The following is a 17,232-nucleotide window of genomic DNA, read 5'->3' as shown; positions in this document are numbered from 1 at the left end:
TCTCTATCCTTTCTTGACCAGGCCTCGAGCAATGGGAAAAAAGAGGCGCGCGGTCGTGCCGTTGCCGGGCGTGCTCTCCAGTTCCAGGAATCCCCTGTATTGGGCGGCAATACTGTAGCTGATCGGAAGCCCCAGCCCGAGATGATCGGGCTTCCGGGTTGTATAAAAAGGCTCCAAGGCGCGGGCCAGCTCCGCCGGGCTCATCCCCGGACCATTGTCCTGAACAATCACCGCGGCCATGCCATCGCTCTGTTCGCAGCGCACGATCACCTCGCCCCCGTCCGGCGTGGCTTCGATGGCATTGCGCAGGAGTTGGAGCAGGCATTGCTCCAGCAAGATCTCGTTCGCATAGATGATCAGGGGTTCCGGGCCAGCGTGCATCCGCAGCAGAACCCCCTTCTGCACGGTCAGGAGCCGGCTCACCTCGATGGCCTTTTCAAGAACAGCCGTGAGCTGCACCAGTTTGCCGCTGCCGTTCTCCTCTGCCCTAAAGGCATCCAGGGCTTGCGTGAGCTGCGAAAGCGAATAGATCTGCTCCTGGACGGCGGCCAGCTCTCCGCGTATCCGCAGCCAGTCGTGGTGGGCGTCCTCCTCCAGCAGCAGACAACCGATCTGGTTGAGAATGGCCGCCAGCGGATTGTTAAGCCGCGACACCACCTGATGGGCGAACTGCGCCATCGTCGCCACCCTCGCATTCAGTTCCTGCTGGCGCTGACGGCGCTTCTCCATGGTGATATCCCGGATCGTCAGCAAGGCGCCGCGGACCCGATCCTCTTCGATCCAGGGCTCGACCTGCCACTGCAAAGTACAGAGCGGCGAGGCATACTCCTGCTCTCCCCCGGAGCTCTTGCCCTGCTGCACCGACTGTTGCAAGGCCTCTGCCGCTTCCCGCCAGCCGATGGCCTGGAGACGGCGCGGCAAAGCCAGGCCGGCCTTGAGCGTCTCGCCGAGGCGGCGTTGCAGCAGGTCGCCGAAAAAGGTCTCGACGCGCAGTTGCCGGTCTACCGATATTTTTTGCACCTTCTCTTTCAATTCTTCCTCACAAAACAGGGATGCGATGTCGGGGGCTGCAGATACCCGATCTGCTTCAGCAGATCGGGGCGGCCCCGAGCGGCTCCATGGGCGTTTGCGTGACTGCGGGGAGGGTGATGGCAATTTCCGTTTCGCCGCTCTCGTGCCGGCGGATCTCCAGCGTGCCGCCCAGTTCGACGATTACAGCATAGGCCATGGCGAGACGAAGATTGCAGGTGCGCCCCCCCGGGGAGGGCCCCCGTGATGGCTTGTTCTCCATCCGGGCGGCGCTATGGAGCAGCCGTAGGCCGATCGCTCCGTCATCCCGGGTGTGGACCCTGAGGGCGACCCGTCCCGCTGCTCCGGCCTGATCGAGCGCTTCGAGCAGCAAGCCGGTGAGCGCTTTCTGGAAGCGAACGCCGTCGCAGGTAATCGACGGCAGATCCTCGGGCAGCTCAAGAGCGATGTGGACCTCCTTGCAGGGACGGCGCCATTCGGCCACAAAGTGTGCGTTCTTCACCAACTCGCTGAGGGTATAGGAGTCGGTTGCGCCCGGTTCGCCGCCGCCGATGGGTTCGATCTCCTCGAGAATGGTGATGATCTCACGGACCTCCTTATCGAAGAGATCGATCGTCTCCTGGAATACATGCTCCCCTCCGGGCTCGTACAGCTTTTTGTCGCGTAACACCTCGATCTGGCATTTCAGCGCGGTCAGGGGATTGCGGATATCGTGCACAATCTGCGAGACCAGTTGGCCGAGGTGGGTCACTGGCAGAGCCGGGTGATCCCGGCTTGTGCCGGCCTCAGCCCATTCAGGGAGGGCGGCCACCAGGCCGAGAGTCAGCTCGGGATTGGCTTGAAGGGGGGCGACCCAAAACAGACGGGCTGCGCCTTGCGCCCGACTGCCGGCCAGCCGGCCGCGCCCCTCCCGGAAGCAAGCCTGTAGCGCCTCTTCCACCTCACTCCGGGCCGCCGCAGGGAGCATCGCCGCCAGGGGCCGGTCCAAGACGTCGCCGGCAAAGGCTGAGCGCCAAGGCGTATTGGTATACAAGACGCCGCCGTCCCGGGTCACTGCGGCCACAGCGAGCGGCAGGACATCCAGCAACGAGGAAAGCAAGCGCACCATCGCCCGTTGCTCATCAGCGACCAACTGAGTTAGCGGATCCTCGGCGGCTGATTCCGCAGCGGCGGTCTCCATCTCGTAAAAGCAGACCGCTGCACCCAGGAGCCGGCCCTCGAGGGTGAGGGGCGAAACCTCGATGCGGCAGTGAAGGCGGTGCTGGCGCAGAACAATCTGCCGCACTTTGCCCTTGACCAGGGTGAACTGGAGGGCATCATGCAGGGCCTCAAAAAAAAGCCCGGGATGTTCAAAAAGGGAGTATCCGATCAGTCCCTGGGGCGGGACGCCGGTGAACCATTGCTGCCGGTCGTTGACCCACTGGATCCGGCCGTCGCGGTCGGTGAGAATCACCCCGATCGCCATGCGCGAGAGCGCCTGGGCCGCAAGCAATTGCAGAAAAGGAGTAGCGTTCGTCTGAGAATCCATCTCTACCGATCATCGCTCCGAAACCGAACCGCACCGCTGCCCGTCTGATGTCTGGTCTGCGAACGCCTTGCCTGGGGCATGAGAAGCTGTTACCTGATTGTCCCACTTCAATATAGCAAAAGTGCCCCATTGATGCAACAAAATTATTATATTTTTATTAAATATTTTATAATTTCGTCATATTTGTGACATTCATGTCCCATCCCCTGCAAGGGATCTCTCCAACTGCTTTTTACTTGAATTTAGCCGGAAAATACGCTAACTTGACACCAGATAACAAGGAGATCCTCTGGAGTCTAACCGCCATCATCCTGTCCGCACATGCATCGGCTGCCGCAGTGCCAAACCCGCCGATAGGCTGCTGCGCCTGGTCCGCGATGATCAGGGCGCGGTGTGCTTCGATCCTCAGCATGAGCGCCCCGGGCGGGGCTGTCATCTCTGCCCCTCCCCCGCCTGTCTTGAGTCCGCGCTGTCTACCCGGGCGTTCTCGCGGGCTTTTCGCACCGCCATCCCCCCTGCCGCAACGGCAGGGCTGAAGCCGGGTTTCCCTGCCGCGCGCCGTGCCTGGATCGCCGCCATTCGGCCGGGGCGGCGGACCGCCCTGATCACGGCACGGCTCGAGGAGGCCTTTGGCGAACCCCGCTGGCGTTCCGGCGACACCCTGCTCGATACATTGATTCTTACAGTGCTCTCCCAGTCCACCAATGACCGCAATCGCGACCAGGCTTTTGCCCGGCTGCGGCAGGCCTTCCCCGACTGGGAGGCCGTAAGCCGCGCCACAGCGGTACACATCGCCGAAGCAATCCGGCCGGCCGGTCTGGCCAACCAGAAGAGCGTCCGCATCCGCGACATCCTGCGTTGGATTCACGCCACATACGGAACCTTCGATCTGGACTTTCTCTGCGACCAGGACCCACATGCGGTCCGGGAGGCCTTCCTGCAGCTCAAGGGCGTCGGCATCAAGACCATAAGCGTGGTGCTGATGGTCAGCTGCGGCGCAGATGTATTCCCGGTCGACACCCATGTCCACCGCATCTGCCGGCGGCTTGGGCTGGTGCCGCAAAAAGTCAGCGCCGAAAAAACTCATGCGCTCATGCAGCCCCTTGTTCCGCGGGGGAAAAGCTATTCGCTGCACATGAACCTGCTCAAACTGGGCCGGACCATCTGCCAGGCGCGCAAGCCCCGCTGCGCCGAATGCCCGGTCGCCCTCTGGTGCCCCTCATCTCTCGCCTACGAAAGTGATTAATCCATGAAACGTCTCACGCTCTTCCTCCTGCTGGTGCTGGCCACGGCCGCAGCGCCCGCCGCCATCACCGTCACCTTCCGTCATTATCCGACAGCCGCCACCGTGCAGCGTGCCTTTGTGCCCGGCACCTTCAATAACTGGGGTCCCAATGCCAGCGGCGTCATCACCGTCGGGGCGCCCTCGCAGATGAGCTGGGTCGACAGCCTTGGCTGTTACGTCAAGCAGGTACAACTCGCGGTCGGTACGACCTACAATTATAAATTCCACGAGCATCTCAATGCCTCAGGGTCTTCCTGGCAATGGCTTTCTGATCCGCTCAATCCGCTGATCAATACCGGCGACAACAACAATTCGGTGCTCATCCCAGAGCCGTTGATGCTCTTCGAGGTTTCTCCGGCTGCGGGCGCTCTGGTCACGGACGAACGCGCTTGGCTGACCGCCGGCGCCTTTGCCGCCGCGGGCGACTCTCTGCTGCCGTCCGCCTCCACGATCGCCATCGACGGGACCGTGTCGACCACCCTTGAATCCTGTTACCTGCCGACGCTGGGGTTGATCCGCTACCCGCTGCCCCGCCTGCAAAACGGCGAGCATGCCGTCCGCATCCGGCTGGTCAGCCGCAGCGGTGCTACGGTCGAGGGCTCCACCCGTTTTTCCACCCTGACCGGCGATCTCTTTTTCATGACCCCCTCCTGCGACTCTCTTTTCGCTTCCGAACGGACCATCCGCTGGCGGGTTAACCGTAGTTTTACGGAGATCAAGTCGCTCTCGTTCATGCAGTCCGGCAAGAGCCCGGTCACGCTGCTCCCCGAGCCGGATGGCGAATACAGCCGTACGGTCACCTGCGCCCGCGGCGAAAATGCCTTTGTCGTCAGCCTAAACGAGATTTCAGGAGGGATTATCTACAGCGATACCCTGCGGCTGCGTTATCCTTTGCCGCAGGCGCCGGTTCCCGGCATCTCCCTGACGCGCAGCGGCGACCGGATCAAAATCACCGGCAGTGCCCGCGATCCGCAGAACAAGACCATGACCTACCGCTGGACCACCTCGGCGCTCAATCCGGCGCCGCTGCCGGGGCTCGATGGCAGCAGCGAACTGGTCCACGAGATCGATCCGCCGTCGTTTCCCGGCGATTACAGCTTGAAGCTGACCGCGACCGACGCCGATGGTTTCAGCGGCAGCGCCGAAACCTTCTTCACTTTGCGCAGCGACAGCACGGTGGTGCTGCCGAACCTGGCCACAGCGCCGCAGTGGGTGCGGGACGCCCGCATCTATTGCCTCTTCTTCAAGGCCTTCACGGCCAGCGGCCGGATCGCCGACGCCATCCCGCGACTCGACTATATCAAGGCCCTAGGTTTCAATGTGATCTGGGTGCTGCCGGTGATGGATGTCGAGGGCATCATCGATCAAGGCGCCAATGTCGGCTACAACATCATCGATTTCCAGCATGTCGACCCCGTGTACGGCAGCGATGCGGATTTCAAGGCGTTCGTCGAGACCGCGCACCAGGTCGGATTGCGGGTGATCCTCGATATCACTCCCAACCATTCGAGCCGCTCTCACCCCTTCGCGCTCGATGCCCGGGCCAACCGCAAATACAGCCGGTATTACGATTTTTATCAGCATGAGATGATCACCCACGACACCAATGGTCTGGGACAATCGGTCTCCAGCGACGGAATCGTCTACTACAGCGGCTTCTCGGATGCCCTGCTCAACTGGAACTGGAGCGATGCCGAGGCGCGGACCTATATGCTCGAGGTCTACAAGTACTGGCTGCGCGAGTTCGATATTGACGGTTTCCGCTTCGATGTTTGGTGGGGGCCGCACCGCCGCTACGGCGTGAATACCTTCGACAAGCCCCTGCGTCTCGCTCTGCGCACCGTCAAGTCCGATATCCTACTGCTGGGCGAAACCGCCGGCACCGGCAGCGGCACCGAGGATAATTATGCCGACAAAGGCGGGGGGATGGACATGGGCTATGACTGGACCCTCTTCGGCTCCCTCAGCAGCTACCCGGCGCCCGCCACCCTGCAACTGCGCCTCACCAACAGCGGTTATCGCCCGGGTCCCAACAGCTTTTTCCTGCGTTTCCTCGAGAACCAGGATGAGGACCGGGTGATCTTCCGCTACGGCGGCGGCGAGAAGACCCTGCCGGTGTCCACCGCGGTGTTCATGGCCACTGGTATCCCCCTGCTCTATGCCGGTCAGGAGGCGGGCATGGGGCTTTACGGCAGCACGCTCGATGCCCGCCGCCGCGGCACGATCAACTGGAGCGGCCTTTACGCGCCGCTGCTTACGCCGCATTACCAAAAGCTGGCACAAATCCGCGCCCAGTTTCCCGCCTTCCGGACACAGTTCGAGGACTCCAACGGCGACAGCCAGATCACAGGCAGCGACCGCAACGTCCAGATCCCTCTGGAGACCGGAGCCGGTCTCTACGCCATGGCCCGCCCCTGGATCGACGCGAATGGCCTGGCGCTGATGAATTTCTCCGCTCTGGTCCAGGAGATCGCCCTGCCGCTGAAGGCCGCGGAGTGGATGCTCTTCAGTGAGGCCCTGCGGCCGGGGGGGCGCTATTATCTCAACGACCTCTATGCCGGTACCACAACATCCATCCGGGGCACGGATCTCGATACCCTGCGAGTGAGCCTGCCGCCATATGGTGTGGCCATCTACACCATCGCCACCCGGGAGCAGCACCTTCTCCTCCCCAATCTTGACGGAGTGGCCCGACAGACGCCGGCCGTTGCACCCGAACGCTTCCATCTCGCCGGCAGCTATCCGAATCCCTTCAACAGCCGTACCACCATTCGCTTCGCCCTGCCGGTGGTGGAGCCGGTCGAGGCGGAGATTTTCAATGCACTGGGGCAGCGGGTGCGGCAAATCTGGCATGGGATGATGCCAGCCGGGGAGCATGAACTACTCTGGGATGGGCGCAGCCAGAGCGGCGCGAACTGCCCGAGCGGCCTCTACATTCTGCGGCTGCGTCATGGCGAAGCCGTGGCGGTGCACAAGATGGCACTGGTGCGCTGAGGTGCTGAAGGGTGCAGGTGCGTCGGGACAAAATGAGGGGGGCGATGCGATGGAAAGAAGGCGCTGCAATTCAATTCCAGCCCGGCCGGCCCGCGTCATCCAGCGGAAAACGCCCGATCGGGGTCTGGCTGAATCCTAGTAGTAGTTGCGCCGGCGCCAGAAATCATGCAGAGAGTAGTTAACGTACAAGGCCAGGTAGTTGTTGCGGATCAAATGGCTGCTGAGCGTCCCCTCCCGGCCATATTCTAGGGTCAGGTTAAAATTGAAGACCGGGTTGATGGCGATGCCCATCCCCAGATCGACAGCCATGGCGTCAATCGGGGTATCGCTGATCTCCATATAGGTGCTCTTGTAGCGCCCGCCCAGCCTCCAAGAGAAGATCCCGGCGCCTTTGCCTTTGGCACCTGGAACAAACTCCATTCCGGCTGAAATGCGCTGACTGTTGCGGGTGCTCAACACCGGGTTGGAAAAATCGATCTCTGACCATTTGCTCAGCTCGTAATCGGCGCCCGCACGCCATCGGTTGCCATGCCGCAAGGCCACGCCGATTCCCAACCGCTGTGGGAGCCGGATATCTTGTGTGCGGTCCTTCTCCAGCTTGCTGGTCTTGTTGTCGTAGGTAAAAGTGCGCTCGTTGTCCGTGGTCAGGCTTTTGGCCGGAGCATAGGTCAGTCCGATCGAATAAACCCATTCGCGGAGAGGCACGGACGCCTGCAGACCATAGTCGAAACAGAGGCCATAGGCGGAACGCTCGGTTTTGAGCTGATAGCCCGAAAAGCTTCCCGACGCGGCCGCCGATTCCGTCTGGGTGATCGGTCCGCCGATATAAGCGATATTCGCGCCGACCGATACCCCCTTGATCAGCTGAACGGCATTCCCCAGATAGACCTTGCTCATTCCTCCGGTTCCCTTGAAAACCTTCTTGTAGGTGGTCAGCTCGCCGCCGATCTCATCCTGCGAGTGGATCTCGTAATCGATGTAGCTATAGGGGACGAACCCGGCACTGGCCGACCAGCGGTCCATTAAATAGAGCCCCATCGAAAAATAGTTGATGTTGACCGCGGCGGAATGCTGGTTGGACTGGTTCGATTCGGAGCGGTTGAGCATGCCATAAGCCCCGAGTTCCGCGATAAAAGAATGTGGCAGCACGCCCAGGTAAGAAGCGGGATTGGCATGATTGATAAACCGTCCGGACTGAAAGGCGATCCCGGCGCCGCCGAAGGACTGGTTGATGCCATAGCTGTCATCGATCACCTGGCCGATGCCAAACATCGAATAGACCGAATTCTTGGTTTGCGCCTGTAGAGCAGGCGCCAGCAGCAAGGCCGTGAGCAAAAGCAGCAAGACGGTTTTTTTAATCATGGAATGGGCTCAATATGATAGATAATAAAGTTTTAATCGGGTGCGCTTGTTTCCGGCATCGATGACCAGACGATCCAACCTGCTCTTCAGGGTGCTGGAGGACAGAGAAACGATCAGGCCTTTATCCGGATCAATCCAGGAGTCGGCCAGCTCTCTGGTCAGATAATCGGTTAGGTTGAAGGTGTAATAGGTCTCTTCATTGTAGAATTCATCGACGGTCAGCATTCCGGTTGTGATCTGGGTGGCGGAAATCCGGTTCAGCTTGTCGGCCTGCTGCAGGATCAGTGGCGAGGGCAGTTCAAACTCCTTGTAGCTGTTTTTCTGCGGAGCGAGCATGAGCTTGGCTTCCACAAGCTTGCCGCGTTCGCGCAGCAGCAGCTCACTGAGGGTGGGGAAGTCGACCCGTATCACCACGCCGATGCCGCCCTTAATATAGGAGCACCCGCCGGTCAGGCTGCTGGCGAGCGCATGGCGCTGTTCAGTCAGCGAGGCGAACGGGGTGGCTGCGAAATCATGGTGGATGGAATTGAACTGGGCACTGACGTCGTAGAGGCTGAAGGTGTTGACGATCTTTTCGCGCTCCAGGCCGCTCCGGCTCGCATAGAGCCGCAAGCCAGCCTTGGCGCTGCTGGCTGTGAAGCCGACGATGGCGCCCGGATAGGCCTCATCGGGCTGCAACATCAGGCCATGAAAGTATTCGATAAAGTGGCTGTCGTCGGAGAGATCCGCCGCGTTCTCCTGCATCCGGGAGAAGAGCGCCTGGCCGATCGCGTCGCTGATCGGGATCACAAGGGTATCCGGTATGCAGTGCGGTCTGGGCGAATAGATCAGGGTGCCGATGGACACAGGATCGTAGTCCAGGGCAACGGTTCCGGTATTGATCTGTTCATCCTGAAGGTTGATCTTTTCGCGCAATTGATAGACGTTGATCTTCTGGCTTGCCGTGGTGTCGCCTGTGGCGTACTGGTCATAGGTAAGAACTAGGCGGAGCGAGTCATAGACGTCGTCGGCTTTGACATTATAGCTGGCCGGTATGCCGAGCTGCATAAAGGCCGTGCTAGAGATCTTGCCGAAGCGGTCATCCTCTGAGATGCCGACCAGCATGCTCCCCGTGCCCGAGGTTATAAAAGTGTCCAGGATGACCGTGGAGAGGCGGACGCTGAAGGTATCGATGACGGTCAAACCGGTCTGGGACTCGATGTACTTTTGGCCCAGAACGGGTTCCGTGGTATTCTTGCTGCAGGCCAGGACGAACAGCGCGGCGGTAACCAGGAGCAAGGAGAAGAGCGCGATGCGCATCCCGGCGGCCAGCCGGGGAAAAACTGTCATATCTCTGTCGTCATCCAGTTAAGTAGGGATTCGGGGATACAAGCCAGGCTGCTGCGGTCAGCGCGCCCAGAGCCGGGAGACACCGCCCCGCAGCGCACGAGCGCGCGGGGCAGCTTCGGTCCGGCAGTCCGAAATCAGGGTTCGAGAATTGTTGGCTTGTCGAGGTCCTTCTGGGCGGCGCCAGGGGTGAAGCCCCAAAGGTCATCGAAATAGTAGCTGGCGTTTCTCCCGGTAGCGAGGTAGCCATGATCGCCGATGCCGAAGCCGACCGCATCGATCCGGCCCGAGGCCTCGAGGGAGGTCTTCTGCGTCCAGCGATCGCTGACGGGATTATAGGCCCAGACGGTGGTGCCCGCGGTGCCCTGACCGCCGGTGGCGATGAAACCGGTGCCGTTGATGGCGAAGGCGACCTTCCCCATCCCCACGATATTGGTATAATCATCGTCGAAATCCTGGCTGGAGACATCGGCGATGGCGTTCTTCTTGGTCCACTTGTCGTTGGCCGGATCGTACTGCCAGAGATCGTTTTCGTAGGTGCCATTATTGAGGCCGGTGGCGACATAGGCCTTGCCGTCGATGACGAAGGCGACGCCGTCGCGCCGTTTGGCGCCGCTCAAGCTCACCTTTTGCGTCCATTTATTCGCGGCGGGATCATACTGCCAAAAGTCCTTGAGGTAATTTTCGTCATCGCCGGTGCCGACATACCCTTTGTCGTTGATCGCGAAAGCGACCGCGCCGAAGCGGGCCGAGCCGCCGAAATCGGCTATCTGACGCCAAGTGTCGGTGGCGGGATCGTACTCGTAAAAATCCTTGAGCCGGTTGCTGCCGTCATAGCCGGTGCCGATATAGCCCTTGGTGGAGGTCGCGAACCCCACGGCTCCATTCCGGGCGGCGCCCGGGAAATCGGCTTTGCGCGTCCAGTTGTTCAGCTGCGGGTCATACTCCCAAAAGTCCTTGAGGCGGGTTTCGCCATCATAGCCAGTGCCGACATAACCTTTGCCGCCGATAACAAAGGCGACGGCATCGGAGCGTGGCACACCGTCAAAATCGGAAAGCTTATACCAGTTACCGATGAGTTCTTTATTATCGTTGTTCTTGTTGCCGCAACCGCTGAGGACGATCAGCGCCAGGGACAGCAGCGCGACAGCCATAACGACAGCCGGAGCCTGAACGCCCCGGAATCCATTGTGGGAGTGGACAGCGTGCAGTCCCTTTGGACCGCGAAAACCGTTGGTCATAGTACCCTCTCTTTGCAGTATTATAGCGGCGACTCGCCCGAGGCTGCGATGGTCCCGGATTGCATCCGCCTTGACAGACATTCCCCTGTATGCATGATTTTACTCGAAAGGCCGGGAAAGGTTCCTGACTTTCTCAAGTCCTAAACCTTTTATAATACATAAATTTTCAGGCAAATGCAAGCCTATTTCTGGGGTGCCATCCTCTTCCCGTAATCGAGCAGATTGTGCGTGGTGAGCAAGGGAAAGTTGGGCGAGACGATCGGGAAGGGAACATTTTGCTCGGTGGCAAACATATCAATCCGCGTCAGTTTTATTTTTTCAAAGGCATCGGTATTGATCTCGATCCTGTCGCCGTACTTTTTGCTCAACTCCACGAAATGCGGATTGAGTTCCTTCTCGATGACCGGGAGGTAGCTCTTGTAGAAATCGGCCTCCTTACCCTTTTCGCGCAAGTAGCGGTTGCGCTGATAGGTGGCGAGCAGGTTGTCCTGCCACATCTGCACGGTGCGCTGCACCAGGGGGGAACGGTCATACCCTTTCTTGTAGGCGGCCTCTGTCACCGCCAGGTCCCGGACCAGGTCGGCGAGGGCATTGCGAAACTCGAGGCCGAACTCGCTGCGGGCGATCTGACGGTTGCGGAAGACCAGGGGATGGCGGAGCAGCAGTTTTTGCAAATCGCGAACCGTCCAGATCTGCTTGTCCAGGACCATGAAAGGCAGGTCGGCGATTTCATCGAGCGATTCGACCGGTATCGGGGTCCGGGTGGTATCTTCCGAGTTCCAGAGCTGCTTGTTGAGCAGCTGTTTTTTCTCCGCCTCGCTCTTCAGATAGAAATCGGCCATGACCTTAGCCACCCGCGGGAAGGTCTGGCCGTCGAAGCGCAGGGTCTTGCCGCGCATCAGCCCGCCGACCCACTCCGAATAGGCGGCGGTGGCGTGCTGGCTGCGCAGCTTCTCGGTGACATCCTGCCAGCGCTGCCGGACCTCCTTATCGCCCATCACCAGGCGATCGGTCCAGCCGTCGACCCTGGCGACCATATACAGGCCTTTCTCCGCCTCGAACGGCCCCACCACCTGGCCCTTCTGCAGCGGTTTGGCAAAAAAGTGCTCCTTGAAGGCATCCGGTTCGGGCCCCGAATAGCTCACTTCCCGTTTTGGAATGGCGGCGATCGCCCCGCCGTAGCGTGCAAAGGCCTCCTCAAAACTGCGGCCCTCCTGCAAGCTCTCGCGCACCCGCCTCGCCATGGAGCTGTCGGACATCGAGTAATAGGAGAGTTTGTAGGTCCTTCCGGCCAGCTTGTACTGCGTCTTCTGTTCCATGGTATCCAGGACAACCTTCGAATAGAATTCTTCGTTAAACAGCCACTGGCGCATCGCCTGTTCCTTGCGGCCCCGGAGGTAAAGCTGGAACTGTTCGTTGCTGCTGAGTTCGTTATTCTCGCCCGCTTCAAGGGCGTAGAGCTTTTCGGCGATCAGGGAATTAAGGACGATCTTACGCTGGATATAGTTGTCACCCTTGCAGTAGGGCGGGCGGATGGTGTACTCGGCGCGAATGATGAATTCATTCGTCGAGATCGTCCGGTCGCCGACGCGGGCGAGAATGGTCTCTTCGGGGCCTTTGGCGCGATGGCAGGCGGTGAAGAATATAAGCACAAGTGCCGCAACGGCGGACCAGGGGTATCTATGATGGTTTACCATTAAATGTGTTCCTTGAAAATGAACATTCCCACCCTAGCCCGAGGCCGGGCCGGGTGGGAATGAAAGGGGGAAGATCGCTTGAGGCCGGATCAGAAGGAAACACCCATGCTGTAACAATGTGCTGATCCCAGGACGCCGACCGAGCGGTAGGCATAGTCGAATTTGACTCCGACATTGCCCATCATCCTCAGGTAGATGCCACCGCCGACGGTCGGGCCGAATTCAGTCTCCGCCAGTCCTAGGGCTTTGTAGCCGCCGCGCAAGTAGAGCGTGCCGGTGGAAGGCAGCGTATAGGCATATTGCGCGCCCACATTGATCGATTCGGCGTTGTTGTTGGGATGCAGCGCGTCCACGGCCAGAGTCAGACGGTTCTGGGCGGTTGCGATCGGATGCAGGGCGATGCCGACGCGAAAGATCAGCGGCAGTTCCCAGCTCTCGAGCTTGAACTGGCCGGCGGTGTTGGCATAGTTGCCGGCCTGGTCGGGGAGAATATCGATGGGAAAGGTCAGATCCATTCCATCAAACTTCATCTTAGTGCCGTAATTGGAGATGCTCATGCCGATGGTCATGCCATCCTCGCGCTTACCCGAGAAGGAGAAAAAGTTGGTGCTGACCATCACGCCGAGGTCGAGGGCCATGGCGCTGGCGTTCATATGCCAGATCTGAGAGGTGATATATTTGGCCGAAGCACCGAACGAAAACCATTGGGCCAGACTACGGGCATAGGAAAAGCTCACCGCGAGGTCGGAAGCATTGAACAACTCCCCCGTCCCCTCCTGATAGTCCATGGTGGTCACGCTCATGTCGCCATAGCCGACCTGGTTGATAGCCAGGGCCAGGGTGCCGACGCGCGGCAGGACCAGTCCTACACCGGCATAGGTGGTATTGATATTGACCAGCCAGGGCTGGATGGAGAACTGCGCTTCGCTGCGCGGCATGAAGGCGAGACCGGCCGGATTCCAGTAGGCGGACGAGAGATCATGGGCGACGCTGACATAGGCGTCGCCCATAGCGGCGCCGGCGCTGCCATAGCCGATCTCGAGAAAGTTCGCCGCGGTGGTACCGATGCGGTACGGCTTTTGCGCGACGGCTGCTCCGGCACAACAGAGGAGCACGACGAGCAGAGTGAGACCTGAATTCTTGATATGCATGTCTTGTACCTCGTAAACGTTTGAGTATTCAACTCCCAAGGGGATTGCGGGAGCCGGGTTCTGCAACCGGGATCCGGCTCCCGGCCGCTTATTTGACCACCGCGAACTTGCCCATGAAAGTGTCTCCCGTCAGATCGGACTTGACGTAGAAGACATACACCCCCGCGGCGATTTCCAGCCCCTCACTCGTTTTCAGGTCCCACTGGGCCATGCCGTTGGCGGCATCGTTTTGCACATCCAGTTCATCGATCATGACACCACTCATGGTGAAGATCTTGATGGTACACTGCGCCGGCAAGTGGGTGAACATCAGACGGCGGCGCTGGTTGAGCTGCCAGTTGCTCACCGAGGGTTCCATGGAATTGGTGGCCACATAGGGATTGGGCACCACCTTGATATTGGCCATGTTGTAGCTGATCTGCGCCTTGTTCACCTCACCCTGCGGCAGGATCTTCAAAGTCACCGAGTCGGTTGCCATGTAAGGCCGGGTGAAGGTCATGCGATAGACATCGTTGGGTTTGGGCAGATTGGCCTGATCCGCAACATTGTTGAAGTCGATGATGAAGGCCGTGCCGGCCCACCACCCCTTTTTGTTCAGCGGCCCGACGAGGATGCGGTCCTTGAGCATATTGAACGTACCATCCTTGTCGAGATCCTGCACCACCAGATCCATCTTTTCATAGCTGCCGTCCGCATTCATGAAGGACTTGTTGAGGACGTAAAAGCTGAAATTCTGGCCCGTCAGCAGCAGGCTGCTGGGCGTGATGCGCGCGTTGGCCTCGTTGCGGATCGTGGTCTTGTTGAGGACCCGGCCGGTGTAAGCAGCGGGATTATCGGTGAAGACAATATCATAATCCCACGGGAAATAACCGGTCTCGACCGAGGTCAGGGTGATGCGGATATTGGCGGAGCCGGTCAGCCAGCCCGATTTCTCGTAATTGTAGCTGGCCTTGAGCGGAATATTGGCCAGAGTAAGATTGATTCCGTCGAAGATGTCCGTGCTGAAAGGTCCATTCTGGTTAAAGATCCAGTAGCCCAGGGTGTCCTTGTAGACGAGGTTGTTGTAGGCGTAATGTTTCGGGGTTTCCGAATAGACCAGGGTGTTATGGTCGGTCATGTCATAAACCGCCAGGCCGTTGTTGTGATAGGTGAAGCCGTGGTCGTATTCGGAGACGGTATATAAAGTATCGACCATGAACTTGAGCTTATACTCATGGCCCTCCTTGAGGCTCGCCTCGGCGAGGATGCTGGGGACGATCCGACCGCTGCCGAAGCGGACGCCGGTGGTATCCATTTTAATCTGTGCCGGGGTATAGCCGGAAGCAGTCGTGCGCGGCACGACGATCTGGATATTTTTCCCGTAGGCGGTGACCTCCTCGGCCTCGTTCTTTTCGATGACGATCTCGTTTTCGGAGGGGGCGATGCCGGGTTCGATCTCGGGGGCGCCGTAATCATAGGCCACCAGGGCATAATAGTAGGTGCGCCCGTTCTGGACGGTATTATCGGTAAAGAAGTGGACAATGCCGGTTTCCCCTCCCAGATAGTAGCCCATGCCGTTTACCATGCCAAAGTTGGTAAAGCCGGAAATGCTGTCCTTGAGATCGCACTCGAAGATCGGATCGTAGAGACTGGCCGTGCCATAGCCGTCGGTGATGGTCAGGGCGTCGGCGAAATATTTGTCGGTGGCGCGGAAAAGCTTATAACCCTCAAAATCGTTCTTGTTGCCGATGAAGGGGTCCTTGGTGCGGGTGTCGGCGATATTGTCCCAGGTCAGGATGACCTTGCCGTCGCTCGCGGTCGCCGTCAGGGTCGGCATCTTGGGAGGGGAAGCGAAGCGATAGTCGCGCTCGTAGATGATCTGGACGATCTTTTTCTGTTCGAAAAGCGCCGGCGCATCGTGGCCCGAGGCGGTCAGACCGGTCAGCGGATCGTAGGAGTGCAATTCGCTCATGGAGATGCGCTCGACGCGGCCCTGATAGAGAGGGAAGGGTCCGGAAGCAAAGGTCTCGACGAGATTGGAGACCTTGCCGAGGTATTCGATCAGGGTGTCGGCGCTCATGACGTACCACATCGACTTGTCGCCGCGGAACCAGTGATCCTCGGAGGAGTGGGACGGGATCGGGTACATTTGGAAGGAGGTCAAACCGACCATATCCGATTCGGTGACGTCGGTTTTAGCAAAGTTGGGTTCACAGCCGTTGGCGCCATCGTAATCCGGTCTGTGGTTGCACTCGCCCGCGTCCGGGCCGGTATAATTGAGTTCCGAGGGGCCGACACCATCGAGGCCGACATCATCGCCCGCATACTCGCTGATTTCATAGATCCCGTTGCCGTTGAGGTCCTCACCGTCCTCCCAATCCTGGTCCTCATCGGCAGCGTAGTGCGGTTTCAGCTCATCAAGGGTGTATGAATAGGTTTCGAGGAACTTGTTGAGGTCCGCGATGCCATCAGTTGGTCCCACCATCACATTGGTGGGGTCGCCGGGATAGCCGTTATCGCGCTTTTCATCGATCAAGCCGTCGTCATCGTTATCGATGCCATCATAGGCCAGGCCGGGGCTCTCGAGGTAAGCGAAGCCCATGGTGCCGGTTGGCAGGCCGCCGCCGCCCAGGCCGTCCTTGTCCCAGGAATAGGCCAGGTCGAGCTTGCGGTTGAAGTAGCCGTATTCGTCGTCGGCATTATCACCACCGATGCCGTTATCGACCCAGTAGCCGAAGGCCATATAGGGCAGATCATAATCGGAGATGTTGGCGACCGTGTATTCCCAAAAGATGCAATCACGGCTTTGGGGATTCGACCACTGGAAGCCGCGCTGTTCAACGCGGATGCCGATGCCGCCCCAGGGCAGGCCGACCTGCTTGGTCACCTTGGAGGGGTCAAGGTAGCCGATCTTGACGCCCGGCCGCGGGTAATATTTGTACTTGTCTTCGGGGCCGAGGTATTCCTGATCCTGGGCGTCGTTGACGACAAAATAGGTCTCCTGCTGGGCATAAATGACGCCGCGGCCGAAGCGGCCGTCCCATTCACCGGGCCATTTGAGGCTGCGCCCCTTGGCGGGCCAGCCAGCAGTAGGCCAGGATCCCGGCTTGTTGCTCAAGGCTGGATAGTCGCTAGCGGGATTGAAATAGCCGAAGCAGGGGTAGAAGCCCCATTCCACGGTACCGGTGGGATCGGTATCCATCTCCTCGCGGTAGCTGGTCTGCAGGAAATAGAGGTCGTGCACATCCGTGCGCGAGCGGATCTGCAGTGTATCGGTCACCGGCACAGAATTATTGTCCACATAGACCTTGGCGCCGATCAGCAGGCCGATGCCGTCGGTCATACGAGTGCCCTGGTCATTATTGGGCCATTTGGACCAAAGGCCGCCGGTGGCGCCACTCACCCACTTGCCCAACTCGGTGGTGTTCTGAAAATACTCGAAAACACGGTTGCCGCTCATGTACCCTTCACGGCGGGCGGTGATATCGCCCGCCTCGTCCTCGGGCCCGTCGTACAGCTGGCCTTGCGCCTGAACCAGCGAAAGAGTCGTGAGCAGGATGAACGCCATATACAGGAGTGATTTTTTCATGCAAGGTTCCTTTTCTTAGGGATCCGTCTTGACTGCTGCTCCGGAAACGCT

Annotated in this window: 10 protein-coding genes; 2 read left to right on the top strand and 8 right to left on the bottom strand. The window is 59.4% G+C overall.

The features are described 5' to 3' along the window. Window positions 1-3: 3 nt before the first annotated feature. Together PLH32_05280 and PLH32_05275 are read right to left on the bottom strand one after the other, a co-directional pair. The gene (locus PLH32_05280; GenBank protein HQJ64008.1) at window positions 4-1,020 is read right to left on the bottom strand and encodes a HAMP domain-containing sensor histidine kinase; all 1,017 of its coding nucleotides are present in this window, start codon (window positions 1,018-1,020) and stop codon (window positions 4-6) included. A gap of 67 nt (window positions 1,021-1,087) precedes the next feature. Continuing rightward, on the bottom strand, window positions 1,088-2,557 hold the full coding sequence (locus PLH32_05275; GenBank protein ID HQJ64007.1) for a PAS domain-containing protein: 1,470 nt from the start codon (window positions 2,555-2,557) through the stop codon (window positions 1,088-1,090). A 325-nt stretch (window positions 2,558-2,882) separates the two neighbouring features. On the opposite strand from PLH32_05275, the gene PLH32_05270 reads away from it, so the two are divergent. Together PLH32_05270 and PLH32_05265 are read left to right on the top strand one after the other, a co-directional pair. Further along, a complete protein-coding gene (locus tag PLH32_05270; GenBank protein ID HQJ64006.1) occupies window positions 2,883-3,803 on the top strand; it encodes a DUF448 domain-containing protein in 921 nt (306 codons plus the stop codon). Window positions 3,804-3,806: 3 nt separating this feature from the next. After that, entirely contained in the window at window positions 3,807-6,836 is a 3,030-nt protein-coding gene (locus tag PLH32_05265; protein HQJ64005.1) for an alpha-amylase family glycosyl hydrolase, read from the top strand. Between the two features lie 135 nt (window positions 6,837-6,971). Here PLH32_05265 and PLH32_05260 read toward each other — a convergent pair whose 3' ends face one another. The 6 genes from PLH32_05260 to PLH32_05235 form a co-directional block, all read right to left on the bottom strand. Beyond that, window positions 6,972-8,198: a hypothetical protein gene (locus PLH32_05260; GenBank protein HQJ64004.1), complete on the bottom strand. Its 1,227-nt coding sequence runs from the start codon at window positions 8,196-8,198 to the stop codon at window positions 6,972-6,974. Window positions 8,199-8,207: 9 nt separating this feature from the next. Beyond that, on the bottom strand, window positions 8,208-9,527 hold the full coding sequence (locus PLH32_05255; GenBank protein HQJ64003.1) for a DUF4270 family protein: 1,320 nt from the start codon (window positions 9,525-9,527) through the stop codon (window positions 8,208-8,210). 134 nt (window positions 9,528-9,661) lie between these two features. After that, on the bottom strand, window positions 9,662-10,765 hold the full coding sequence (locus PLH32_05250; GenBank protein ID HQJ64002.1) for a kelch repeat-containing protein: 1,104 nt from the start codon (window positions 10,763-10,765) through the stop codon (window positions 9,662-9,664). Between the two features lie 182 nt (window positions 10,766-10,947). Beyond that, the gene (locus PLH32_05245) at window positions 10,948-12,462 is read right to left on the bottom strand and encodes a hypothetical protein (protein HQJ64001.1); all 1,515 of its coding nucleotides are present in this window, start codon (window positions 12,460-12,462) and stop codon (window positions 10,948-10,950) included. An 89-nt stretch (window positions 12,463-12,551) separates the two neighbouring features. Further along, the gene (locus tag PLH32_05240; protein ID HQJ64000.1) at window positions 12,552-13,613 is read right to left on the bottom strand and encodes a PorV/PorQ family protein; all 1,062 of its coding nucleotides are present in this window, start codon (window positions 13,611-13,613) and stop codon (window positions 12,552-12,554) included. 88 nt (window positions 13,614-13,701) lie between these two features. Beyond that, window positions 13,702-17,181: a hypothetical protein gene (locus tag PLH32_05235; GenBank protein HQJ63999.1), complete on the bottom strand. Its 3,480-nt coding sequence runs from the start codon at window positions 17,179-17,181 to the stop codon at window positions 13,702-13,704. Between the last annotated feature and the right edge of the window lie 51 nt (window positions 17,182-17,232).

This window comes from bacterium, assembly GCA_035419245.1.
In the GTDB taxonomy this organism is placed as follows: Bacteria; Zhuqueibacterota; Zhuqueibacteria; order Residuimicrobiales; family Residuimicrobiaceae; genus JAKPUX01.
Note: the sequence above shows the minus strand (reverse complement) of the source record. Positions and strands in the feature narration are given on the sequence as shown.

What these genes read in the sequence shown, in the direction of transcription:
- PLH32_05255 (HQJ64003.1), bottom strand. Translation starts at nt 9,527, where the DNA reads ATGACAGTTTTTCCCCGGCTGGCCGCCGGGATGCGCATCGCGCTCTTC.
- PLH32_05260 (HQJ64004.1), bottom strand. Translation starts at nt 8,198, where the DNA reads ATGATTAAAAAAACCGTCTTGCTGCTTTTGCTCACGGCCTTGCTGCTG.
- PLH32_05245 (HQJ64001.1), bottom strand. Translation starts at nt 12,462, where the DNA reads ATGGTAAACCATCATAGATACCCCTGGTCCGCCGTTGCGGCACTTGTG.
- PLH32_05235 (HQJ63999.1), bottom strand. Translation starts at nt 17,181, where the DNA reads ATGAAAAAATCACTCCTGTATATGGCGTTCATCCTGCTCACGACTCTT.
- PLH32_05250 (HQJ64002.1), bottom strand. Translation starts at nt 10,765, where the DNA reads ATGACCAACGGTTTTCGCGGTCCAAAGGGACTGCACGCTGTCCACTCC.
- PLH32_05275 (HQJ64007.1), bottom strand. Translation starts at nt 2,557, where the DNA reads ATGGATTCTCAGACGAACGCTACTCCTTTTCTGCAATTGCTTGCGGCC.
- PLH32_05265 (HQJ64005.1), top strand. Translation starts at nt 3,807, where the DNA reads ATGAAACGTCTCACGCTCTTCCTCCTGCTGGTGCTGGCCACGGCCGCA.
- PLH32_05240 (HQJ64000.1), bottom strand. Translation starts at nt 13,613, where the DNA reads ATGCATATCAAGAATTCAGGTCTCACTCTGCTCGTCGTGCTCCTCTGT.